The organism is Lentilitoribacter sp. JB5-8, from assembly GCF_055693385.1.
This window is the reverse complement of the sequence record NZ_CM146332.1, coordinates 3,505,743-3,525,130: the sequence shown is the minus strand read 5'-3', so window position 1 is coordinate 3,525,130 and position 19,388 is coordinate 3,505,743. Positions and strand designations below refer to the sequence as shown.

The 19,388-nt window shown below is 43.9% G+C and carries 20 protein-coding genes; 16 read left to right on the top strand and 4 right to left on the bottom strand.

Annotation, left to right across the window (positions count from 1 at the left end):
- Positions 1–4: 4 nt before the first annotated feature.
- From ACZ1GZ_RS17090 to ACZ1GZ_RS17075, 4 genes are read left to right on the top strand one after another with little or no spacing between them, the layout of a single operon-like run.
- Positions 5–976 carry a sll0787 family AIR synthase-like protein gene (locus tag ACZ1GZ_RS17090; protein ID WP_472666072.1) on the top strand — a complete coding sequence of 324 codons (972 nt, stop codon included), beginning with the start codon at positions 5–7 and terminating at the stop codon, positions 974–976.
- Positions 969–1,256, top strand: coding sequence for an MSMEG_0570 family nitrogen starvation response protein (locus tag ACZ1GZ_RS17085; RefSeq protein WP_472666071.1), 288 nt, complete (start codon positions 969–971; stop codon positions 1,254–1,256). Before ACZ1GZ_RS17090 ends, ACZ1GZ_RS17085 begins: the two co-directional genes overlap by 8 nt.
- A gap of 11 nt (positions 1,257–1,267) precedes the next feature.
- The gene (locus ACZ1GZ_RS17080; RefSeq protein WP_472666070.1) at positions 1,268–2,545 is read left to right on the top strand and encodes an MSMEG_0569 family flavin-dependent oxidoreductase; all 1,278 of its coding nucleotides are present in this window, start codon (positions 1,268–1,270) and stop codon (positions 2,543–2,545) included.
- On the top strand, positions 2,542–3,360 hold the full coding sequence (locus ACZ1GZ_RS17075; protein WP_472666069.1) for a Pnap_2097 family protein: 819 nt from the start codon (positions 2,542–2,544) through the stop codon (positions 3,358–3,360). The genes ACZ1GZ_RS17080 and ACZ1GZ_RS17075 overlap by 4 nt, the downstream gene beginning before the upstream one ends.
- A gap of 3 nt (positions 3,361–3,363) precedes the next feature.
- Here the strand turns inward: ACZ1GZ_RS17075 and ACZ1GZ_RS17070 are convergent, their stop codons facing one another.
- Positions 3,364–4,269, bottom strand: coding sequence for a LysR substrate-binding domain-containing protein (locus tag ACZ1GZ_RS17070; protein ID WP_472666068.1), 906 nt, complete (start codon positions 4,267–4,269; stop codon positions 3,364–3,366).
- A 163-nt stretch (positions 4,270–4,432) separates the two neighbouring features.
- Between ACZ1GZ_RS17070 and ugpB the strand changes: the two genes are divergently transcribed.
- The 6 genes from ugpB to ACZ1GZ_RS17040 all read left to right on the top strand — a co-directional run bounded on the left by ugpB (position 4,433) and on the right by ACZ1GZ_RS17040 (position 11,264).
- Positions 4,433–5,746: a sn-glycerol-3-phosphate ABC transporter substrate-binding protein UgpB gene (gene ugpB, locus ACZ1GZ_RS17065; protein ID WP_472666067.1), complete on the top strand. Its 1,314-nt coding sequence runs from the start codon at positions 4,433–4,435 to the stop codon at positions 5,744–5,746.
- A 67-nt stretch (positions 5,747–5,813) separates the two neighbouring features.
- The gene (gene ugpA, locus ACZ1GZ_RS17060) at positions 5,814–6,695 is read left to right on the top strand and encodes a sn-glycerol-3-phosphate ABC transporter permease UgpA (RefSeq protein WP_472666066.1); all 882 of its coding nucleotides are present in this window, start codon (positions 5,814–5,816) and stop codon (positions 6,693–6,695) included.
- A gap of 32 nt (positions 6,696–6,727) precedes the next feature.
- Positions 6,728–7,564 carry a sn-glycerol-3-phosphate ABC transporter permease UgpE gene (ugpE, locus tag ACZ1GZ_RS17055; protein WP_472668344.1) on the top strand — a complete coding sequence of 279 codons (837 nt, stop codon included), beginning with the start codon at positions 6,728–6,730 and terminating at the stop codon, positions 7,562–7,564.
- The gene (locus ACZ1GZ_RS17050; protein WP_472666065.1) at positions 7,565–8,611 is read left to right on the top strand and encodes an ABC transporter ATP-binding protein; all 1,047 of its coding nucleotides are present in this window, start codon (positions 7,565–7,567) and stop codon (positions 8,609–8,611) included.
- Positions 8,608–9,537, top strand: coding sequence for a glycerophosphodiester phosphodiesterase family protein (locus tag ACZ1GZ_RS17045; protein ID WP_472666064.1), 930 nt, complete (start codon positions 8,608–8,610; stop codon positions 9,535–9,537). The genes ACZ1GZ_RS17050 and ACZ1GZ_RS17045 overlap by 4 nt, the downstream gene beginning before the upstream one ends.
- A 53-nt stretch (positions 9,538–9,590) precedes the next feature.
- On the top strand, positions 9,591–11,264 hold the full coding sequence (locus ACZ1GZ_RS17040; protein ID WP_472666063.1) for a Na/Pi cotransporter family protein: 1,674 nt from the start codon (positions 9,591–9,593) through the stop codon (positions 11,262–11,264).
- Between the two features lie 23 nt (positions 11,265–11,287).
- Here ACZ1GZ_RS17040 and ACZ1GZ_RS17035 read toward each other — a convergent pair whose 3' ends face one another.
- Positions 11,288–11,680 (bottom strand): YciI family protein, encoded by a 393-nt coding sequence (locus ACZ1GZ_RS17035; RefSeq protein WP_472666062.1) that lies wholly within the window; start codon positions 11,678–11,680, stop codon positions 11,288–11,290.
- Positions 11,681–11,839: 159 nt separating this feature from the next.
- On the opposite strand from ACZ1GZ_RS17035, the gene ACZ1GZ_RS17030 reads away from it, so the two are divergent.
- The 6 genes from ACZ1GZ_RS17030 to ACZ1GZ_RS17005 all read left to right on the top strand — a co-directional run bounded on the left by ACZ1GZ_RS17030 (position 11,840) and on the right by ACZ1GZ_RS17005 (position 17,106).
- Positions 11,840–12,523 carry a malonic semialdehyde reductase gene (locus ACZ1GZ_RS17030; RefSeq protein ID WP_472666061.1) on the top strand — a complete coding sequence of 228 codons (684 nt, stop codon included), beginning with the start codon at positions 11,840–11,842 and terminating at the stop codon, positions 12,521–12,523.
- Positions 12,523–12,987: an OsmC family protein gene (locus ACZ1GZ_RS17025; RefSeq protein ID WP_472666060.1), complete on the top strand. Its 465-nt coding sequence runs from the start codon at positions 12,523–12,525 to the stop codon at positions 12,985–12,987. Before ACZ1GZ_RS17030 ends, ACZ1GZ_RS17025 begins: the two co-directional genes overlap by 1 nt.
- A 103-nt stretch (positions 12,988–13,090) precedes the next feature.
- The gene (locus ACZ1GZ_RS17020; protein WP_472666059.1) at positions 13,091–14,194 is read left to right on the top strand and encodes a C4-dicarboxylate TRAP transporter substrate-binding protein; all 1,104 of its coding nucleotides are present in this window, start codon (positions 13,091–13,093) and stop codon (positions 14,192–14,194) included.
- A 26-nt stretch (positions 14,195–14,220) separates the two neighbouring features.
- The gene (locus tag ACZ1GZ_RS17015) at positions 14,221–14,871 is read left to right on the top strand and encodes a TRAP transporter small permease subunit (RefSeq protein WP_472666058.1); all 651 of its coding nucleotides are present in this window, start codon (positions 14,221–14,223) and stop codon (positions 14,869–14,871) included.
- A 31-nt stretch (positions 14,872–14,902) separates the two neighbouring features.
- Positions 14,903–16,213 carry a TRAP transporter large permease gene (locus ACZ1GZ_RS17010; protein ID WP_472666057.1) on the top strand — a complete coding sequence of 437 codons (1,311 nt, stop codon included), beginning with the start codon at positions 14,903–14,905 and terminating at the stop codon, positions 16,211–16,213.
- Positions 16,214–16,230: 17 nt separating this feature from the next.
- Positions 16,231–17,106: a dioxygenase family protein gene (locus ACZ1GZ_RS17005; RefSeq protein ID WP_472666056.1), complete on the top strand. Its 876-nt coding sequence runs from the start codon at positions 16,231–16,233 to the stop codon at positions 17,104–17,106.
- A 30-nt stretch (positions 17,107–17,136) separates the two neighbouring features.
- Here ACZ1GZ_RS17005 and ACZ1GZ_RS17000 read toward each other — a convergent pair whose 3' ends face one another.
- Positions 17,137–17,865 carry a GntR family transcriptional regulator gene (locus ACZ1GZ_RS17000; RefSeq protein ID WP_472666055.1) on the bottom strand — a complete coding sequence of 243 codons (729 nt, stop codon included), beginning with the start codon at positions 17,863–17,865 and terminating at the stop codon, positions 17,137–17,139.
- A 69-nt stretch (positions 17,866–17,934) separates the two neighbouring features.
- On the bottom strand, positions 17,935–19,245 hold the full coding sequence (locus tag ACZ1GZ_RS16995) for a malonyl-CoA decarboxylase domain-containing protein (RefSeq protein ID WP_472666054.1): 1,311 nt from the start codon (positions 19,243–19,245) through the stop codon (positions 17,935–17,937).
- Between the last annotated feature and the right edge of the window lie 143 nt (positions 19,246–19,388).

The window sequence follows — 19,388 nt, the reverse complement described above, 5'->3', positions numbered from 1 at the left end:
CATTATGGATATTATCCGGATAGCAAATGCGTTGCGTTCCCACCCTTCTATCACATCAAAACTGTCAATTTGCGACGCCGTCGGGCAGCTCGAAATTGGGCAAAAGGATTTAGGGCGTCCAGGTGATGATGCAGCATTTATCATGCGAAATGACGGTGGTTTTGACTTGCTTGCAGGTGAGGGTTTCATTCCGAAATTTGTAAATGATGACCCATGGTTTGCAGGCTGGTGTGGTGTCATGGTCAATATCTCGGATATTGCTGCAATGGGTGGGCGGGCTGTTGGCATCATTGATCAAATATGGTCGCCAAATGCTGAAATCGCAAAGCCGCTTCTTAAAGGAATGCGCGATGCGGCAAAAGCATATGGTGTTTCGATCCTAGGTGGTCATACAAATTTTAATGCAGATGAGTTGAACATGGCCGTATCGATATATGGTCGAGCGAATTCTTTGATTACCAGTTTCGATGCAAAGCCGGGTGATGTTTTAATTGCCGCCATTGATCATCATGGGAGATATCGCAACTACGATAACTTTTTTGCAGCAGAGCACAAATCATCATCTGAACTTCGGGCAGATTTAGAATTATTGCCGCAACTTGCAGAGGCTGGCTTGGTATCGGCTGGTAAAGACATCAGCCAAGGTGGCATTATAGGGACCGCCTTGATGTTAGCGGAATGTTCAGGTGTGGGAATAGATATTGATCTAGGTCTCATTTCACCGCCCGATGATATCGACATTGAACGTTGGATGCGTTCGTTTCCAAGTTTTGGATTTTTATTAGCGGTCTCACCATCGCATGCCGAAAAAGTCCTCAAACGATTTGGTGCGCATGCCATTACCGCGCAGATCATTGGTGCGGTAAATGAAGGCGCATCGGTAACTTTGTCTTTTGAAAATCAATCTGAGAAGTTCTGGGATTACCAACTATACCCTTATTTGGGTCTTGGGAAAAAGGAGGCGTGTTATGCCTGAAGTTTGGTTTACAGTTCAATGGCCAGATGACAGCGAGGAGCGGTGCTATTCTCCTTCCACGGTTGTTATCAATTACCTTTCAATTGGAGCGACTTATTCGCTGTATGATTTTCAATTGCGTATCACCACCGCATTAAAATCTGCATCAGATCGAGTTGAGCTCAAATATGGCCATCCTTGCAGTCGCGCCATGGGGCAGCTGGCGCGCGTTAATGAACAGATCAAAAAATTTAAAGATGAAGATGACCCAAAGGTCACATGTTTGACCATGTCTTCATAAGGGAGTGTTAAATGACATTTGCAAGTGAAAATGAGAATGAAACCTATATTCCGGTTGTGATCATCGGCGGTGGTCAGGCCGGATTAACTGTCAGTTGGTATCTCCAGCAAAAAGGCATTGAGCATATTGTTCTAGAGAAGAATAAAAAGTTTTATTCCTGGCGTGAAAATCGATGGGATAGCTTTTGCCTTGTTACACCAAATTGGCAATGTCGACTGCCCGGTTTTCCGTATCAAGGAAGCGATCCGAATGGGTTTATGCTTAAAGACGAGATTGTTGAATATCTTGATGGTTTTGCGGAAAGTTTCAATCCGCCTATCTATGAAAATGTTGAAGTTAAGAGCGTTCGACAAAATGAAAATGGTTATGATGTTCAAACATCTTCAGATCATTGGAGGTGTGAGCATGTCGTGATCGCAACAGGCGGATATGATGCACCTATTATTCCACCTTTTGCAGAAAATCTTGATTCGAAAATTATGCAGATGCATTCGCGCGATTATAGACGCCCAGCACAAATCCCGCAGGGTGCGAGTTTAATTGTCGGTACTGGGCAATCGGGTGTACAGATCATGGAGGATCTCGTTCGCGATGGACGAAAAGTGCATTTAGCTGTGGGTCCCGCACCGCGCAGTCCGAGGCAATATCGTGGCCGCGATGCAACTGATTGGCTCTATGATATGGGCCATTATGATATTACAATTGCGGAGCATCCAGATCCACATAAAGCGCTCAGCCAAACAAACCACTACATGTCAGGTCGAGATGGCGGCAAGGAAATTGATCTTAGGCGCTTTGTGGTTGAGAGTGATATCAGCTTATATGGCTCTTTATCGGATATGGAGGCAGAAAAAATTCAGTTTGCACCAGATCTTGGTAAAAACCTTGATGACGCAGACAAGAGTTATCTTGGGATTTGTGACGCGATTGACAGCTATATTGCAAAAGAGAATATTTCTGCACCTGAAGAAAAGCCGTTTGAGAAATTGTGGCAGCCTGATACCGAGATTACAGAAATTAATGCTTATGAACTGGGTGTTACGTCGGTCATTTGGTCGATTGGTTTTAGACCAAATTACGATTGGATTGGGGTCGATGTTTTTGATGAAAAAGGACGTCCCGTCTATGATCGCGGGGTATGTCATGTTCCGGGCTTTTATTTCATTGGTCTTGGATGGCTTAACAAATGGGGTTCAGGCAGGTTCTTGTCGATTGATGAAGACGGCCGCTATTTAGCCGACCATATTGAGAAAAGTTTACGTCGAGATACGGTGGTTGCTGCGGAATGAACAAGGTTGCAGTCTTCGCACAATCAAAGCATCAGGCCATATTCCAGTCTATGGAATATACGCTGGGGATGGCGCAATTGCAGCCCGATGGATTGTCAGAGCAGTGGTTTTTAAAAACAGCTGGCGATGTTCACTGGTCTTTGATTGCAAAAGCTATGGGGCAAACCCAGGCTTTATTTGAAGATGTGAATGGGAATGCAGTTTACGCAGCGTTTTGCACAACATCTCTTTCTCTTACCCCAGTGGTTAATCTGCTCGCGAAAAAAGTCACAATCAGCTCTCATCTATACCAAGTATGTGCACATCAAATTGGCTCACTTCATAATGTTTTTTGCTGCGGTAAGGTTATTGCTTCGTTGCAAATGATTTCCACATTTGTTTCCCATGGCAATGATAAATCTAACAGATCGATTGTCCGAAATAAGTTTATGCCGCAATTGTTTTTGGAAACTGCGCCAGATTCACTAAAGGCACTTGCAAATCGCGCTAGGTCCATTGCAAGGGAACCAATTGGCAATATGAGTCTCGCAAAACCAGTTTTTGACGTAGCTCCATGCAGATCATTGGATTTTAATGCGGTGGGGCTACTATATTTTCCTAGCTTTTCGAAATATGCCGAACGCGCTGAAAGTTACAACAACGCCGACATAAAACCTTTGCTACGGCGAAATGTCATTTATCTAGGTAACGCTGATTACAACACTTCGCTAAGTCTTTTCGCAACTGAGCGTGATGTATTCATAAAACGAGATGATGGGCAATTGATCGCGAAAGTTACGACGTTGCGATCGGATGAAAAACTTGGAACGATATAATTTTTACGCGTCCATGCGTAAGTTTTCAAGGCTCTCCTCAAACATGGCCATAAATTCCAACGTCAGTTTTGAAGGGTGACGATGAATGGGACGCACGAGTGATAATTTGTGCGGTATACTTGGTTCAAATGGGCGAAAATCTACCCCCTGTCCAACATAACTTTGCGCATCAAGTTCACTGACAATTGAAAGTCCGGCTCCATTTTTAACCAGCTCGCAAGCGGCTGTAAATTGCCTGATCTCAATATGAGGTTTTAACGGAACCCCTGCGGCTTTAAATGCCTCATCGATTGAACCGAAAAAGGTGCTATCGCGTCTTGTGTGAATAATCGGCTGATCGCGCAGATCTTCGGGAGTAATCACTTTGCATTTTTCCAACTTATGCCCTTGTTTGAAAATGCAGACTGAACGCACCGAGATTGTTTCGTGTTCAATTGCCGGGTGTCCATCAAAGCCATCGGTTATGCCGCAATCAAATTGTTCGCCGACAATCCATTCCAAAATACGTTCAGGTCGATCTGGTTCAACGGTGATTGTTACTCCGGGGCGATCAGCCATGAACTTTGCAATGATTGCCGGTAGGTGACTTGTTGCAAAGCCGGGAAGGCAAGCAATGCGAATATGGCCAGCCTTCTGGTTGGATAGATTGCGCCCTGCTTCTGTGATGAATGACATGGATTCCAATACCCGGCGGATGTCGGGCAATAAGAATTTGGCTTCTTGTGTCAGGTGTATTCTGCCGTCTTGGCGGTGAAACAATTTAAAGCCTAAATCTTTGGTTAGATCGGCTAATAATCGGCTGACAGCAGGTTGTGAAATCTTGAGCGATTCCGCTGCTTTTGTCATGCTTCCATGGTCTGCAAGTGCATTGAGCGCTTCCAGCTGTCTTATTCGGATTGGACCTTCCAAAACTGCCTCCCAAGGTCTAATTATGGTAGTTTTATAACATTATGTTATATAAAATGCAATAAAAACGCCCTTGAATTATACATTTTTCTGAACTATGGTCACGTATCGATACCGCAATATGGCGTTTTATTTCGAGACAAACTTTTTATCTGGGAGGATACTTATGAAGAATTTAGTACTGGGAGCTGTGGCTCTTTGTTCAACTGCGCTCACGCCAACTTTGGCTGTGGCTCAGACAGAAATTCAATTCTGGCATGCGTTTACTGGTCGTCTTGGTGATTTAGTTGCCGAGCAAGTTGAAACGTTCAATAGCAGTCAAAGCGATTATAAAGTTACAGCTTCTCACAAAGGTAATTACTCTGAAACACTCAATGCAGGTATTGCTGCATTCCGCGCTAGCGAGCAGCCAAATATCTTGATGGTGTTTGAAGTCGGAACGGCCACAATGATGAGTGCTAAAGGTGCGATTAAACCTGTGTTTGAAGTTATGAGCGATGCTGGTGCAACTTTTGATCAGGATGCGTTTATTGGTTCTGTTAAAGGTTATTACACATCAACAGATGGGCAAATGCTCTCTTTGCCATTTAACTCTTCAACACCGGTTCTTTGGGTCAATAAGGATGCTCTTAAAGAAGCTGGTATTGCTGGCGATGTTGACTTGTCTACTTGGGAAAAAGTCGGTGAGGTTCTCGATACGTTAAAAGCATCTGGTTCTGAGTGCCCACTTACAACTGCTTGGCAGAGCTGGATCCATTTGGAAAATTTCTCTGCTTATCACAACACTCCATTTGCTACGAAAGACAATGGTTTTGCTGCTTTGGATACAGAGCTTTCATTTAATAGCCCGCTACAAGTTAAGCACATTCAAACAATGGGTGACTGGGCTAAAGAGGGTAAATTCTTCTACGCTGGTCGCCGCAATGAAGGTGGTGCAAACTTCCGTGCCGGCGAATGTGCACTCTTTACTGAAAGTTCAGCAGGTTACGCTGGTATTAAAAGCGAAGCTGAATTTGAATTTGAAGTGCGTCCATTGCCATATTGGTCAGAAGCTGCTGGCGCGCCGCAAAATACAATTATCGGCGGTGCATCATTATGGGTCATGGAAGGACATGATGCTGATGAATACAAGGCAACTGCTGCATTCTTAAACTTCCTGTCTTCAACTGACATCCAAGCCAAATGGCACCAGGATACAGGTTATCTGCCGATCACATCAGCTGCTGGTGACAAGACCAAAGCTGATGGGTTCTACAACGATAACCCGGGAACTGACATTGCCGTTATTCAGATGACTGCAAAAGAGCCAACTGCAAACTCAAAAGGCTTGCGCTTAGGTTCATTTGATCAGATCCGTGGCATTATCGACGAAGAGTTGGAAGCCGTATGGTCAGGCGACAAAACTGCTCAAGAAGCACTTGATAGCGCCGTAGAGCGTGGCAATCCATTGCTACGTCGCTTTGAGCAAGCTAACCGCTAGTCTCCCAAGCATAGGGTTGCCGGATTATTTGGTTTAGTCCGGCAGCCCGCAAAATTGGATCAAGCTTATGGAAAAACGTGTTCGTTTTAACGGCTGGTTGTTGCCGCTTTGTCTGGTGTTCCCGCAGATTTTGATTTCAGGGATTTTCTTTTTTTATCCGGCAGGGCAGGCCATTTGGCAGTCAATGTTTATACCCGATCCTTTCGGGCTATCATCCCAATTTGTTGGGTTTGGTAATTTTGAATTTCTATTGACTGATAAATATTATCTGACGTCGTTTGGGACGACCGCACTTTTCTCAACCCTTGTGACTATTGTTTCTATGGTGCCGGCATTGTTTCTTGCCGTTTTAGCAGATCGATTGATTAAGGGTGCAGCTACGTATCGAACATTGCTCATTTGGCCTTATGCGGTGGCGCCGGCCATTGCGGGTGTTCTTTGGTTGTTTATGTTCAATACCCGTGTGGGTATTGTGTCCTGGTATTTGGGGCAATTGGGTTATGATTGGAACCATGTTTTAAATGGCGAGGAGGCCATGGGGCTGGTGGTTGTTGCATCAGCTTGGGGACGCATTAGCTACAATTTCTTGTTTTTCTTCGCAGCGCTACAAGCAGTGCCGCGCTCGGTGATTGAGGCTGCGGCGATTGATGGAGCCAGATTTTGGCGCAGATTTTACACAATCGTGTTGCCACTTTTATCTCCAACCACGTTCTTCTTATTAGTGGTGAACATCGTTTATGCCTTCTTTGAAACATTTGGGGTTATTCATACCATCACATCAGGTGGCCCGCAGCAATCAACAACAATCTTGGTCTATAAAGTCTTCTCCGATGGGTTTGTTGGTCAGGATCTAGGTTCTTCTGCTGCACAATCTGTTATCTTATTACTTGTTGTTGGCACGCTTACTGTTCTGCAATTTAAATTCGTTGAGAAGAAGGTGCATTACTAATGAGCAAGATTGTAAAAGAACCAGCACCTGGAATGGTGGAAAACAGAGGTGGGTCATTGTGGCTTACCCACGCGTTGATGATCTTTGGAATTTTGATTATCTTCTTCCCGATCTGGTTGGCTTTTGTAGCTTCCACAGTCACGCAGCCTGAGATTGTCAAACCACCAATGCCGCTACTGCCGGGTGATCATTTCATTGAGAACTACACACGTGCGTTGTTTTCAGGTGTGAATGTGCCCGTTGCAACTATGCTGTTTAATTCTCTTGTGATGGCTATCGGTATTGCTGTTGGCAAAATCATCATTTCGCTTTTGTCAGCGTTCGCCATCGTGTATTTTAAATTCCCCGGCCGTACGACTTTCTTTTGGATGATCTTCATCACGTTGATGCTGCCAGTAGAAGTTCGTATTGTCCCCACATATGAAGTGGTGGCTGGATTTGGCATGCTCAACAGTTATTCGGGCTTGATATTTCCGCTTATTGCATCAGCAACAGCTACATTTTTATTTCGTCAGTTTTTCATGACAATTCCGGATGAATTAGCCGAGGCTGCCCGCGTGGATGGCGCGCGACCGATGCGCTTTTTCATTGATATTATTATACCCATGAGCCGCACCAATATCGCTGCGCTCTTTGTGATTTTGTTCATTTATGGTTGGAACCAATATTTGTGGCCTTTGTTGATCACAACAGAACCTGACATGAACACGATTGTGATGGGTATCAAGCAAATGTTCCCTTCTGGCGATGATACTGCTGATTGGCCGGTCATTATGGCAACTTCAATTTTAGCGATGATCCCTCCAGTTGTTGTGGTGATTTCTATGCAGAAATTGTTCATCAGCGGACTAGTAGATAGTGAGAAATAAATGGCAACTGTAAGTCTAAATGACATTAAAAAACGCTATGGAAAAACTGAGGTTATTCATGGTGTCAGCGTCGATATTGAAGATGGTGAATTCATTGTAATTGTTGGGCCATCAGGATGTGGTAAATCAACACTTTTGCGCATGGTTGCAGGTCTTGAAACTATCAGTGAGGGTGAAATCCAAATTGATGGGAATCGGGTGAATGAAAAAGAACCGATGGATCGCGACATTGCAATGGTTTTTCAAAACTATGCGCTTTACCCGCATATGTCTGTGCGCCAGAACATGGCCTATAGTTTAAAAATTGCGAAAGTGTCAGCCACTGAAATTGAGCAAAAAGTGCAACAGGCTGCAAAGCTGCTACAACTTGAGCCTTACCTTGATCGTAAGCCAAAAGAGCTTTCAGGCGGGCAGCGTCAACGTGTGGCGATGGGGCGTGCAATTGTACGTGAGCCTGCAGTGTTTTTGTTTGACGAGCCGCTTTCTAATTTGGATGCAAAATTACGGGTCCAGATGCGGCTTGAAATTAAGCAACTTCAGGCCAATTTGGGTATCACCTCTTTATACGTTACTCACGATCAGGTGGAGGCCATGACGATGGCCGATCGTATGATTGTGATGAATGCAGGGATTGCAGAACAAGTGGGATCGCCGCTTAATGTTTATGAAAAGCCTCAAACATTATTTACTGCACAATTCATTGGTAGCCCCGCAATGAATATTGTTTCAGGCAGCGTAAAATCTGGCAAAGTATGGGTTGGAAACGCTGAGATTTGTGGCACGACTACCGCTGATGGTGCGGTATCAGTCGGGTTGCGTCCAGAGCATGTAGTAATTGATCCAAATGGGTCGCTTGTCGTTAATGTGTTTCAATCAGAGCCGCTTGGTGCAAACACTTTGTTACACGGTAAATTGGGGGATGAGCCCTTTACTGCGAGCGCTCCGGGAGTGCATAAAATTTCGAATGCTGGCGAAGAAATCCGCCTCTCAATTGATGCGCAAAATGTTCATATGTTTAATACAGAAACAGGAAAGCGGATTGGATGATCCACTCCCAATTTCTTCGTGACAAGTTACTCGGCTCGTCAGCTAAACCGCTGATTTACGGTCATCGTGGCGCGCGTGGCGAGTTGCCAGAAAATACGATGCCAAGTATTCGGCATCTGGTAGCGAATGGAATTTATGCGGTTGAAATTGATGTTCAAAATACGGCTGATTCTGTTGCTATTCTCCACCATGATCCGGAAATTTCGGTCAATCTGGCCAAGGATAAAAATGGCAAATGGCTTGATCAAACAGGTCCCAAAATTATCGAAAGCACCTATTCTGATTTAATGCGATACGATTTAGGTGCGTTAAAACCAGGTACCGATTATCAGAAAAAGTTTCCAGATCAACTTGTCTTAGATGATGTGAGCGTTCCGACTTTAGAGACATTTTGTGAATGGTTGAGCGAGCAATCAGACTTCGTTGCAAATATTGAAATCAAATCATATGCAAACCGCTCCGATTTGGGGGATAGTCCGTCAGGTCTAGCACGAACTGTAATAAATACACTTGAGAAATTTAATGTAAGTGAACACGCAATCATTTCGTCCTTTGACTGGCGTGTTTTGACAGAATGCCGTCGTTTAGATGGCCAGATTACTTTGGGATTTTTGAGTTATTTCGACCGGCCCAATCCACCTATGCAGCCGAATATTTATCCACACTCTCCTTGGATGGCAGGCGCTGATTGGTCTGGTCGGGATAGTGTTTTGCCAAGTATAGTAAAGGGGCTTGGGGGGCAAATTTGGGCGCCCTTTTTCCAAGATATTACAAAAGACCATGTCGCTTTGGCACAGCAACTTGGATTGATCGTAAATGTTTGGACTGTCAACGAAGAGGCAGACATTTTAAGAATGATAGAATTTGGTGTTGACGGCATCATCACTGATTTTCCCGCCCGAACAAAAGCCTTGCTTTCAAGCTGATAATTTTTTGAAAGCCTTGGCGATTTTCGTCTTGGTATTACCTTATTTCAATATTGAATAATTTTGAAAGAAAGCATGTTTTATTGGCAACTTTAATCAATATATTAGGCTCTGTTGCGCTGTTGTTATGGGGGCTTCGTATGGTTCGCACGGGAGTGATGCGATCATACGGACCTGTTCTTAAGCGCTGGGCAAGACGCGCCGAGGGTAAGTTGTTTGCTCCGTTCATATCTGGTTTGATTGTCGCGGTGGCATTACAGAGTAGCACGGCAACAGCAATGATCGCGGCTTCTTTTTCAGCGCAAAATGTTATGGCGACCGCAACGGCTTTTTTGATCATGCTTGGCGCTGATGTGGGAACCGCTTTGGCTGTGTTGGTCGCGTCTCAAAAGATAACCGAGCTTGTTCCTATATTGTTCATAATTGGCGTGTTTGGATTTTTATCAAGTCAGAGCAGTAAAGTTCGAGGTATATCTCGAGCTTTTACGGGCTTGGGTTTGATCTTATTGTCTTTGTCCTTAATTTCCGCCAGCGCCGCGCTCTTAACTGGAAATGCTGAGTTTGTAGCTATCCTTGATATTTTATCATCTCATTCAGGTCTGCTGTTGATTATTGGTCTAATGATGACCTACTTAGCGCATTCCAGTCTTGCCATTGTTCTGTTGACTGTGGGTTTGGTCGCTGCAGGATCATTTAAGGTTGAGGCGGGGATATATTTGGTGCTGGGCGCTAATGTCGGCAGCGGCTTGTTGCCTGTTATTGCCAATTGGCAATCATCGAAAAATGCGCGTATTCCGGTTACAGCGAACCTCATGATCAGAACGATTGGCGTGATGATTGCATATTTTTGTGTTGATCTATTCGTAATGCAATTGAGCCAACAATTACCGTTAAATATGATACCGATCGCGGTTCATATTGCTTTAAATGTTGCGGTCGCATTGATAGGGCTTATCACATCACAGCTCTTTCTGTTTATCGCGGATCGTGTTTTACCTGATGATCAGATTGACCATGCCCAATGTGGTCCTAAATATCTCGATGAAAATCTTTTAAGCTCAACGGGCGAAGCGTTGGCCTGTGCAAAGCGTGAAGCACTTTCTATGGCTGATAAGACGCAAGATATGTTGCGCGGGGTCAATATTGTTCTGAAGTTTGACAGTGATGATAAGCGCAAAGCGATATCTGAAATGGATGATGACGTTGATCGTTTGTTTGATGCGATTAAGCTTTATACAGCACAAATTTTGCAGCGAGAGCTAAGTGAAGATGAAACCAAACGAGCTATGGATTTGTTAAGCTTTACCGCAAACATGGAACATATTGGTGATATCATCGATACTGGTTTGATGGGTTTAGCGGCAAAAAAGATCAAGCAACATTCACAATTTTCAAAAGAGGGATGGGCAGAAATCGAAGAATTGTTGGAGGCTGTATCGCACAATTTTGAGTTGGCTATCAATACGTTCATATCAGATGACGCGGATCTTGCCCGCCAACTGGTTCAAACCAAACCAATCGTGAGCGAGCTTGAACGCAATTCCATTGAGACACATTTTCAGCGGTTAGGATCAGGTCATACTGATACGCTGACCACAAGTAGCTTGCATTTAGATGTGTTGAGAGATCTTAAACGCATAAACTCGCATCTGACATCTGTGGCCTATCCTGTTTTGCTTAGCGCAGGTGAAGCGCCGCAAACGAAATGGCGACGCGACGAAGGCTGATGCTAGTATAGTTTATATTGCCGCTAGTTCTTTGCGAGTGACACACGTTGTGCTGAAAGACCTATATTCAGTGAAAACGAACCTTCATTGACCAACCAACGGCGAATTGTGAAAGTGCGCCCACCTTTTTTATGCATAGGATCGTTTTCCGTTATTTGGGTTGCTTCTTCTAAAGAACTTGCATTGTAGACAATCATACCGCCTCCGCTCATTTCTTCACCTGTCGGGTCAGAAAGCGGTCCGGCAAGAAACAGCTTTCCTTGCGCTTCCATTTCACCTTGATAGGCTAAATGTTCTGGTAGGATTGCGAGCATCTGTTCAGGGGGTAGGGCAGGTGTTGATTCTACAATATATAACTCAAACGCAAGCGATCCGCGCTCTTTTGATGTTTGTCGGTAGTCTTTCCAACTTGGCATTTTTCGATTTCCTCCACATTCTCTTCAAAACCATAGTTTATAATGAAGCTGCGTCAAATAAAAAATATCGATATTTATTGACGAATGGGTATAAATGTGGGTATTTTTGAAAATCAGAAAATTGAAAGTTAATTTTCATATGAGTTCGGGAAGCGTTTAATGAATATGAATGTGCCAAATAGTGCACCCACCGGTGAAGAGTTGTCAAAGCTGCGCGAAGCGGCCCAGCAGGATGCGCGGGATCTAAAAGCTAAAATCAGTCATTTGGATGAAGCATCTATTGAGCTTATTCTATCTGGTGCTCGATCCCATTACGCTTGGACAGAAAAACCAATCGCCGATGATGTTGTTCATAAATTGTACGATATCGTTAAAATGGGTTCGACAAGCATGAATGGGTGTCCCGCACGTTTTGTTTTTGTCAAAACGCCTGAAGGCAAGGAAAGAGTTGCTACATCTTTAAAGCCTGCAAATGTGCCGAAAATGATGGGAGCGCCACTTACAGTTATTGTCGCTTATGACACTGAGTTTTGGAAAGAATTGCCAAAGCTATTCCCGCATGAAGATAGACGACATCTATTTAAAGACAAGCCAGAATATTCAGAAGAAACGGCATTTAGAAACTCCACATTGCAAGGTGGATATTTGATGATTGCTGCACGTGCTCTTGGTCTTGATATCGGTGCGATGTCTGGTTTTTCAAATAAAATCATTGATGAAGAGTTTTTCAAAGGCACAACAATTAAGTCGAATTTCCTCTGTAATATTGGTTACGCTGATGAGACAGCTTTGTTCCAACGTTTACCGCGCTTTGATTTCGACGACGTATGTGAGGTTGTTTAATGGTTGATATTAAACCGCAAATGACCGTTAAATTAAGAGCGAAGGCAGAGTGCCCATCGCATTCCTTATCAAATGTTGCGGTGCGTGATTTAAATTTTGCCATTGATGAGCCGGAAGCCCGTGGTGGTACAAATAAAGGGCCCACACCAACCGATACAGCTCTTTCTGCACTGATTGGATGTACCAATGTCATTGCCCATAAATGTGCAGAGTCACTTTTAATAGATATTGGCCATTTGGATATTTCAGCAGTTTGTGATTTTGACCGTCGCGGTGTTACGCTTCAGGAGGAGATCGATGTGCCGTTTGTCAAGATCAAGCTTACGGTTCAAGCTGATGGTACAGCGACCGATGCTGAATTATCTAAACTAGCAGAAGAAGTTTCAAAATATTGCCCGTTATCTAAGCTTTTCAAGCAGGCGGGTACTGAGATTGAAGAGAATTGGATGCGCAAAAACGATTAGATGAAACACAAGATTTTTGAAGTGGTCTGAGGAGGCTCCGTTTCATCAATTTATATTTAGTTTGAAGTCCATGTTGAGTTCGGACACATTTCGGGAGGAAAAAATGTTAAAACTCGTAAAACAAATAAGTAAGACAAGTGTTGTGCTTGCAGCGTTGGCACTGGGTGCAAACACTGTTGTTCACACAACGCCGGCATCAGCTGTTGAGACGATTAATATGATCGCGATCGACGGCTATCCAGAGCGCTCTATGTGGGTAAAGGAATTTTCGGGTTTCTTCATACCACGGGTAAATGAAGAGCTAGCAGCTGGTGGCAAATACGAAATCAAATGGCAAGAAGGATACGGTGGTACAATTGTTAAGCCTCGTGGTGTTCTAGAGGGCATTCAACTTGGTTTGGGCGACATTGGCATTGTGACAACAATTTTCCACAACTCAAAACTACCGAGCCAAGGTATTTCTGCGGTAACACCGTTTATTGCAGCTGATGCGCGTGTCGTTGCTAAAGCCGTTGACGAGATCGCGCGCGAATATCCGCAAATGGCAAAAGAACTTGATGCTGAAAACCAAGTTTATTTGGCAACAGGTGTGGTGCTTGATACCTATCAGCTGTTTTCAAAAACTCCGATCAACTCGCTTTCTGACCTTGAAGGTAAAAAAGTTGCAGGTGCTGGTTATAACCTAAGATATCTTGAGGGTATTAACGGCGCAGCTGGTGTGCGTGGTGGTCTTCCAACATTTTATAACATGATCCAAACTGGTGTGACAGAAGCTGCAATGCTGTGGCCTGAAGCTGCGAAAACATTTAAAATCGCTGAAGTTGCTCCTTACATGCTAAAAGTGGATTTGGGTGCTGTGAATTCTAAAACAGTGACAATCAACAAAGATGTTTGGAATAAACTTCCAGATGATGTGAAATCAGTACTTCAACAAGTAGCTCTTGAGTATCGTGACCATGTTGCAGGTATCGCGATGGATCGTGCAGCTGAATCCATTGAAGCCTTTAAAGCAGGCGGCGGTACAGTGGTTGAAATGAGTGACGAGGCACGTAAAGCCTGGGCTGATTCAATGCCAAACATTGCCGTTGACTGGGCAAAGAAGCTTGATTCAGAAGGTGCTCCTGGCTCTGATATGCTGAAATCATACATTGGCAAGCTTAAAGACGCAGGTTTCACACCATTGCGTGACTGGGCAGCAGAACTTTAAGAAGCTGATCGGCGGAGGAAAAATTTATGATTACAGCGTTCTTTCGCCGGTTTTTCACTGGGTCAATTAATGTTGCAATCGTCGCAAATACAATTGGCACGATGTTGATTTTCGCACTCGTTGCGATCTTAAACGCTGATGTAGTTGCCAGAGGCATTTTCCATGACCCCATTAATGGTGTTGTAGAGCTTGTGATATTTTCTCTGGCACTCATCGTTTTCTTGCAATTACCCGATGTTGTCAGGTCAAATCGTTTAACGCGGTCTGATGGGTTTTTGCATCTTATGAATGGTTTTAAACCAAAATTGGCACGGAATATTTCGCGGATTATTGATTTTGTTGCGGGTATTTTCATGGTGCTGATTGCATGGACAGTGTGGCCTGAATTTGTTGAATCATATGAGACTTGCTCGTTTTTCGTCGCGCCGGAATTTGGCCCACCTTTGACGGGTAATTTTATGCAGGATTTATCCGATGCATTTGGTCGTTGTGAATATGCGGGTACGCCTGGAATTTTCACCGCGCCAACCTGGCCTGTTAAGCTGGCAATAGCTTTCAGCGTAACGCTTTGTGCTATTATTTTTATCCTGAAGGCTCTTCTTGATACTGAACAAGCTCAATTGTTCGGCAGTCATCAAAAAGCAATGGCTAATGCAGCAAAAGATGTTGAAGCCTAATGAAGAATAAACTCCAAAAAAGAAGCTTGTCATGACCCCTGTAGAAATTGGTGCTTTTTCAGTCGTCGCAATCATCTTCCTCGTTTATATCGGTATGTATATTCCGATCGCGCTGGGGTTGGTTTCGTTTGTATCTATTTGGTTGATTTCAGGCAAATCTATCCTTGCCTTTAACTTCTTAAAAGTTGCTGTGGGCGACGGTGTGGAAGAATATGCCTTTGCAACAATTCCGTTGTTTACTGTTATGGGCTTGCTCGTCTCAAGGGCGGGGTTAGGCACTGATATCTATACGGTTATGAGCCGCGGCTTTCGCAAAATTACCGGCGGTATCGGTATGGCAACCGTGGGTGCAAACGCAGTGTTTGCGGCCGTTACTGGATCATCAATTGCATCTGCATCTGTGTTTACTAAAATCTCAGTGCCTGAGATGAAGAGACTAAACTATAATCCTCGATTTGCAGTGGGCGTTGTTGCAGGTTCGTCAGTTTTGGGGATGATCATACCGCCAAGTGCGATGCTAATTATCTATTCCTTTGTGGCGGAGCAATCTGTCGGCGAGATGTTCCTCGCTGGAATTGTGCCCGGTTTGGTGCTGACTGCTGCATATATTATTGGTATTTTGTTAGCGGGTAGATTTTGGCCATCTTTCATCGGTCAAAACGTTAAAAGTACTGAAATTGATGAGCTAACATGGTTTGAAGTCTTTGATAAAACTGTTCCGATATTATTCCTGATTACCGTCGTTCTGGGTGGCATATATACAGGCTGGCTGACACCTGTTGAATCTGGTGCAGCAGGTGCGTTTGTTGCATTAATCATCGCACTTATGCGTAAAAAGATTACCTGGAAAGGTTTGTGGCAAACAGCGATTGAAACAGGTCATATCACAGCCTCTATTTTGTTCCTTATTCTCATGGCATCGCTTTACAGTCGCATGCTTGGTTACGCTGGTTTGCCCAACGAATTGAACGCGTTCTTGCAGGAGTATAATTTCGGTTTTGTCACCGTCATGATCATCTATGTTTTATTGATGCTATTCCTGGGAACCATCTTGGATACAGCCTCGATCATTTTGATTGTTGTGCCATTGTTTTTAACACTGATTGAATCGATGGGGCTGAGCCTAGTGTGGTTTGGGATTGTGACCGTAATCGGTGCTGAGATCGGGCTGTTAACGCCGCCGCTAGGCATCTCATGTTTCGTAATCAAAGCAACGCTAAATGATCCAAAGATCTCTCTCAAAGACGTCTTTATGGGAGCCTTCCCATTTGCGGTGATCATGCTGCTCGTTCTTATTCTCATTATTAAATACCCAGTTCTATCTATCGGGATTTTGAACTAGAAAATTGGAGGCCTTAAATGCGCACAGTAACAAAAGATACAATTACCCAAGCATTTTTGGATTATTGCGAACCGGAAACAGATGAACGTTTAAAATTCATTTTGGATCGTCTTGTGCATCATCTGCATGATTTCGTTCGTGAAACAAATCTATCCCACGACGAATGGAGACGAGGGCTTGAGTTTTTACGCTTTACCGGTGAGATGACCGATGACGAGCGCAATGAGTTTGTGCTTTTATCAGATGTTTTAGGACTTTCGTCCCTCGTTGATATGGTGCATTCCCCTGAGGGCGTTACACCTTCAAGTGTGCTTGGGCCGTTTCATATTCTCGGCGCACCTGATCTAGCTGTTGGCGGAGATTTAAAGCGCGATAATGACGGAGCAACCGTGATTGTTGAGGGTAAGGTAACTGACCCAGAGGGCAATCCTATTGCCGGGGCTGAGATCGAAATCTGGCAAACAGCGGATAATGGTCTTTATTCAAACCAGGACAACGAGCAGCCGGAATATAATCTTCGTGGTCACATGGTGGTTGGCGAAGATGGGGTTTATAAGCTTACAACAGTTCGCCCAGCGCCTTATACTGTGCCGATTGATGGATCCGTTGGTGAGATGTTAAAGGCCACCGGTCGCCATCCATGGCGTCCATCGCATTTGCACTTTATTATCACAGCGCCGGGTTATCGCTCATTGGTAACAGAGGTGTTCCCAAGCGATGATCCTTATCTTGATAATGATGCAGTCTTTGGTGTGAGAGAAAAACTCATCATGGAATATGTTGAGCAAACTGATAAGTCAAAAATTCCGGCAGGTTTGGAAATCGGTGAAAATGTTACCATGCCGTTCTTCACAGTTGATTTTGATTTTGTGCTTGGAAAAGAACAAGCCTAGCGATCGATTTAGATATGGCTGACTTACTAATTAGTCAGCCATGTTCTCCTTCAAGAAATTGCCGGTATTATCATAGTGATTGATGAGCAGTTTAGCTGCTAGATCTTCATCTCGTGCGAGCACTGCATCGCAAATTGCACCATGTTCGGCAGTTACATCACGCATTGGGTAAGCTGCTTTTCCGGAGAGCTGGCGATATCTTACATTTTGATCATAAAGCTGGTCGCAGAATTTAAGCAAAAAGCTTGAGCCGCATGCGGATATCAATGTCATGTGAAAGTGTTTATGGCGCTTTTCCCATTCAACATTTGCGATGAAATGATCACCATCTTCTGTGCGAGGAACGCGCGATAAACGATAGGTGGCGAGTACGACTTGCTCTTCCCAGCCGCTTTGGCCATTTTTGATGGATTCACGAAGTGCTCGTTCTTCAAGCCAGCAGCGGGTTTTAAGTAGTTCCCCAAACTCAGATGCGCTAACGGATGCAACACGGAACCCGCGTTGATCCATACGTTCAACAAAGTGATCTGAAGTTAAAAGACTAAGTGCTTCGCGAACCGGGCTTGAACCGACCTCATATTCCTGACGAAGTTTTTCAACTTTCAATTTTTGTCCGGGTTTTAAAACCCCTGAAATGATATCATCACGTAATCGAGAATATGCTCGGCTTGTCATTGATTGCGATGACGTGACATCGCTATTATTAGCCGCTGATGCTTGTTTGTCCAACTCTTCGATTTTTCTGTCTACGTTTTTCAAATCAATGCTCACATCTCGTCAAAGGTTCAGGCCGGGCTTAATCCAAATGCATAGCTCCATTTTGATTGTCTACGCAATATCATTGATAGCGGTTTCCAACAAGATTAGGTTGTTTTGAAAGGTTTTTGCCGACCGAGCTACGGTTGAAGAGGCAGAAATCTCACCATTTTCAACAAATCGTTCATGATTTCGTTCAATTTCGTTGAGGCGATAGCCATAATTGACCATTGCACCAAATGAATTTTTTAAGCCGGCTTGAGACAGATCAGCAGGCCAATTGGTCCGTTCTAAACGTGCACCATTGCCTAAATGAAATTTAGCAACTGAATCAAGTGGAAGATCCCGGCGATCTTTTTCTAAGGTAATGTAGTAAGCGATCGCTGAATGCACAATTGGGGTTATTCTTGCAATCGCGTTCTCATCGTTGAGCCATTCGCCTGTTTTGAGTTCCCACAATGAAGATTTTACATCTGACGGCAAGTCGATTGCTTCATTATCTAAAAGGGTGTTGAGCCATTTTGCAAATCCAGGGATCGGAGAGAGCGTGACGAATTCTTCCAAAGCTGGGAAGGTTTCGCGTAGATCCTCGACGACTTGTTTGATTAAAAAGCTTCCCAATGGGATGCCCCTTAAGCCCTTTTGGCAGTTGGAGATGGAATAGAATGTGGCGGTTTTGGCTGTTTCAGCCTCTAAAAATACCCGCTCATCCTCTAAAATAAATCCAATTTCCTGAGGTTTGTCAGTGGTCAGTGCAACCTCGACAAAGATCAGTGGCTCTTCTTTTAGGCGAGGATGAAAAAATCCGTAGATATGGCGATCTGGTGGATCAAGGCGTTTACGCAAATCATCCCATCCAGCCATATTGTGCACGGCCTCATAACGTATGATCTTTTCCAAGATAGAAGCTGAACTTGACCAATCAAGACGCTTTAAATTTAAGAAGCCGCCGTTAAACCAGGATGTGAATAGTTTTTTGAAATCTCTATCAACATCTTTAAGGCTTGGATCATCCTTGATGAATTCTAACAGATCTTCGCGCATTTTAATGAGCAATAAAGTCGCATTATCTGCTTGATTAAGTCTTAGAATAAGACGTCGTCGCATCGGTTCGCTGATTTCGGACAAAAGCGCTAAATTGCTATCAGAAGGGCTTTCTAGATAAGCTTGAGCTGCGTGAACCGCCAATTCTTGCGGCGCAGAAAACTCGCTGAGCAAGGCTTTAAAGAATAGAAATTTTTCTTCTGGCGGTAGATATTGATAACAATCGAGAATTTCAAATGACAGGGCTATGCCCGATGCTTCACCCTTACTTGAGAGAAGTTTGTGACACAATTCGATAACTTTCTCGCTTGTGACGAGTTTTCTGTCCTCGCGGGACATACCAATAATGTTCCGTCCGCGGTGCGCGACAGCTGATAAAAAATTAGATATGGCAAAAGAATTTGGCATCATGAGGCAATAATATCGATATTTTGTGGATATTACAAGTTGCTATTTTACGAATAATGAGACTGCCTAATTTT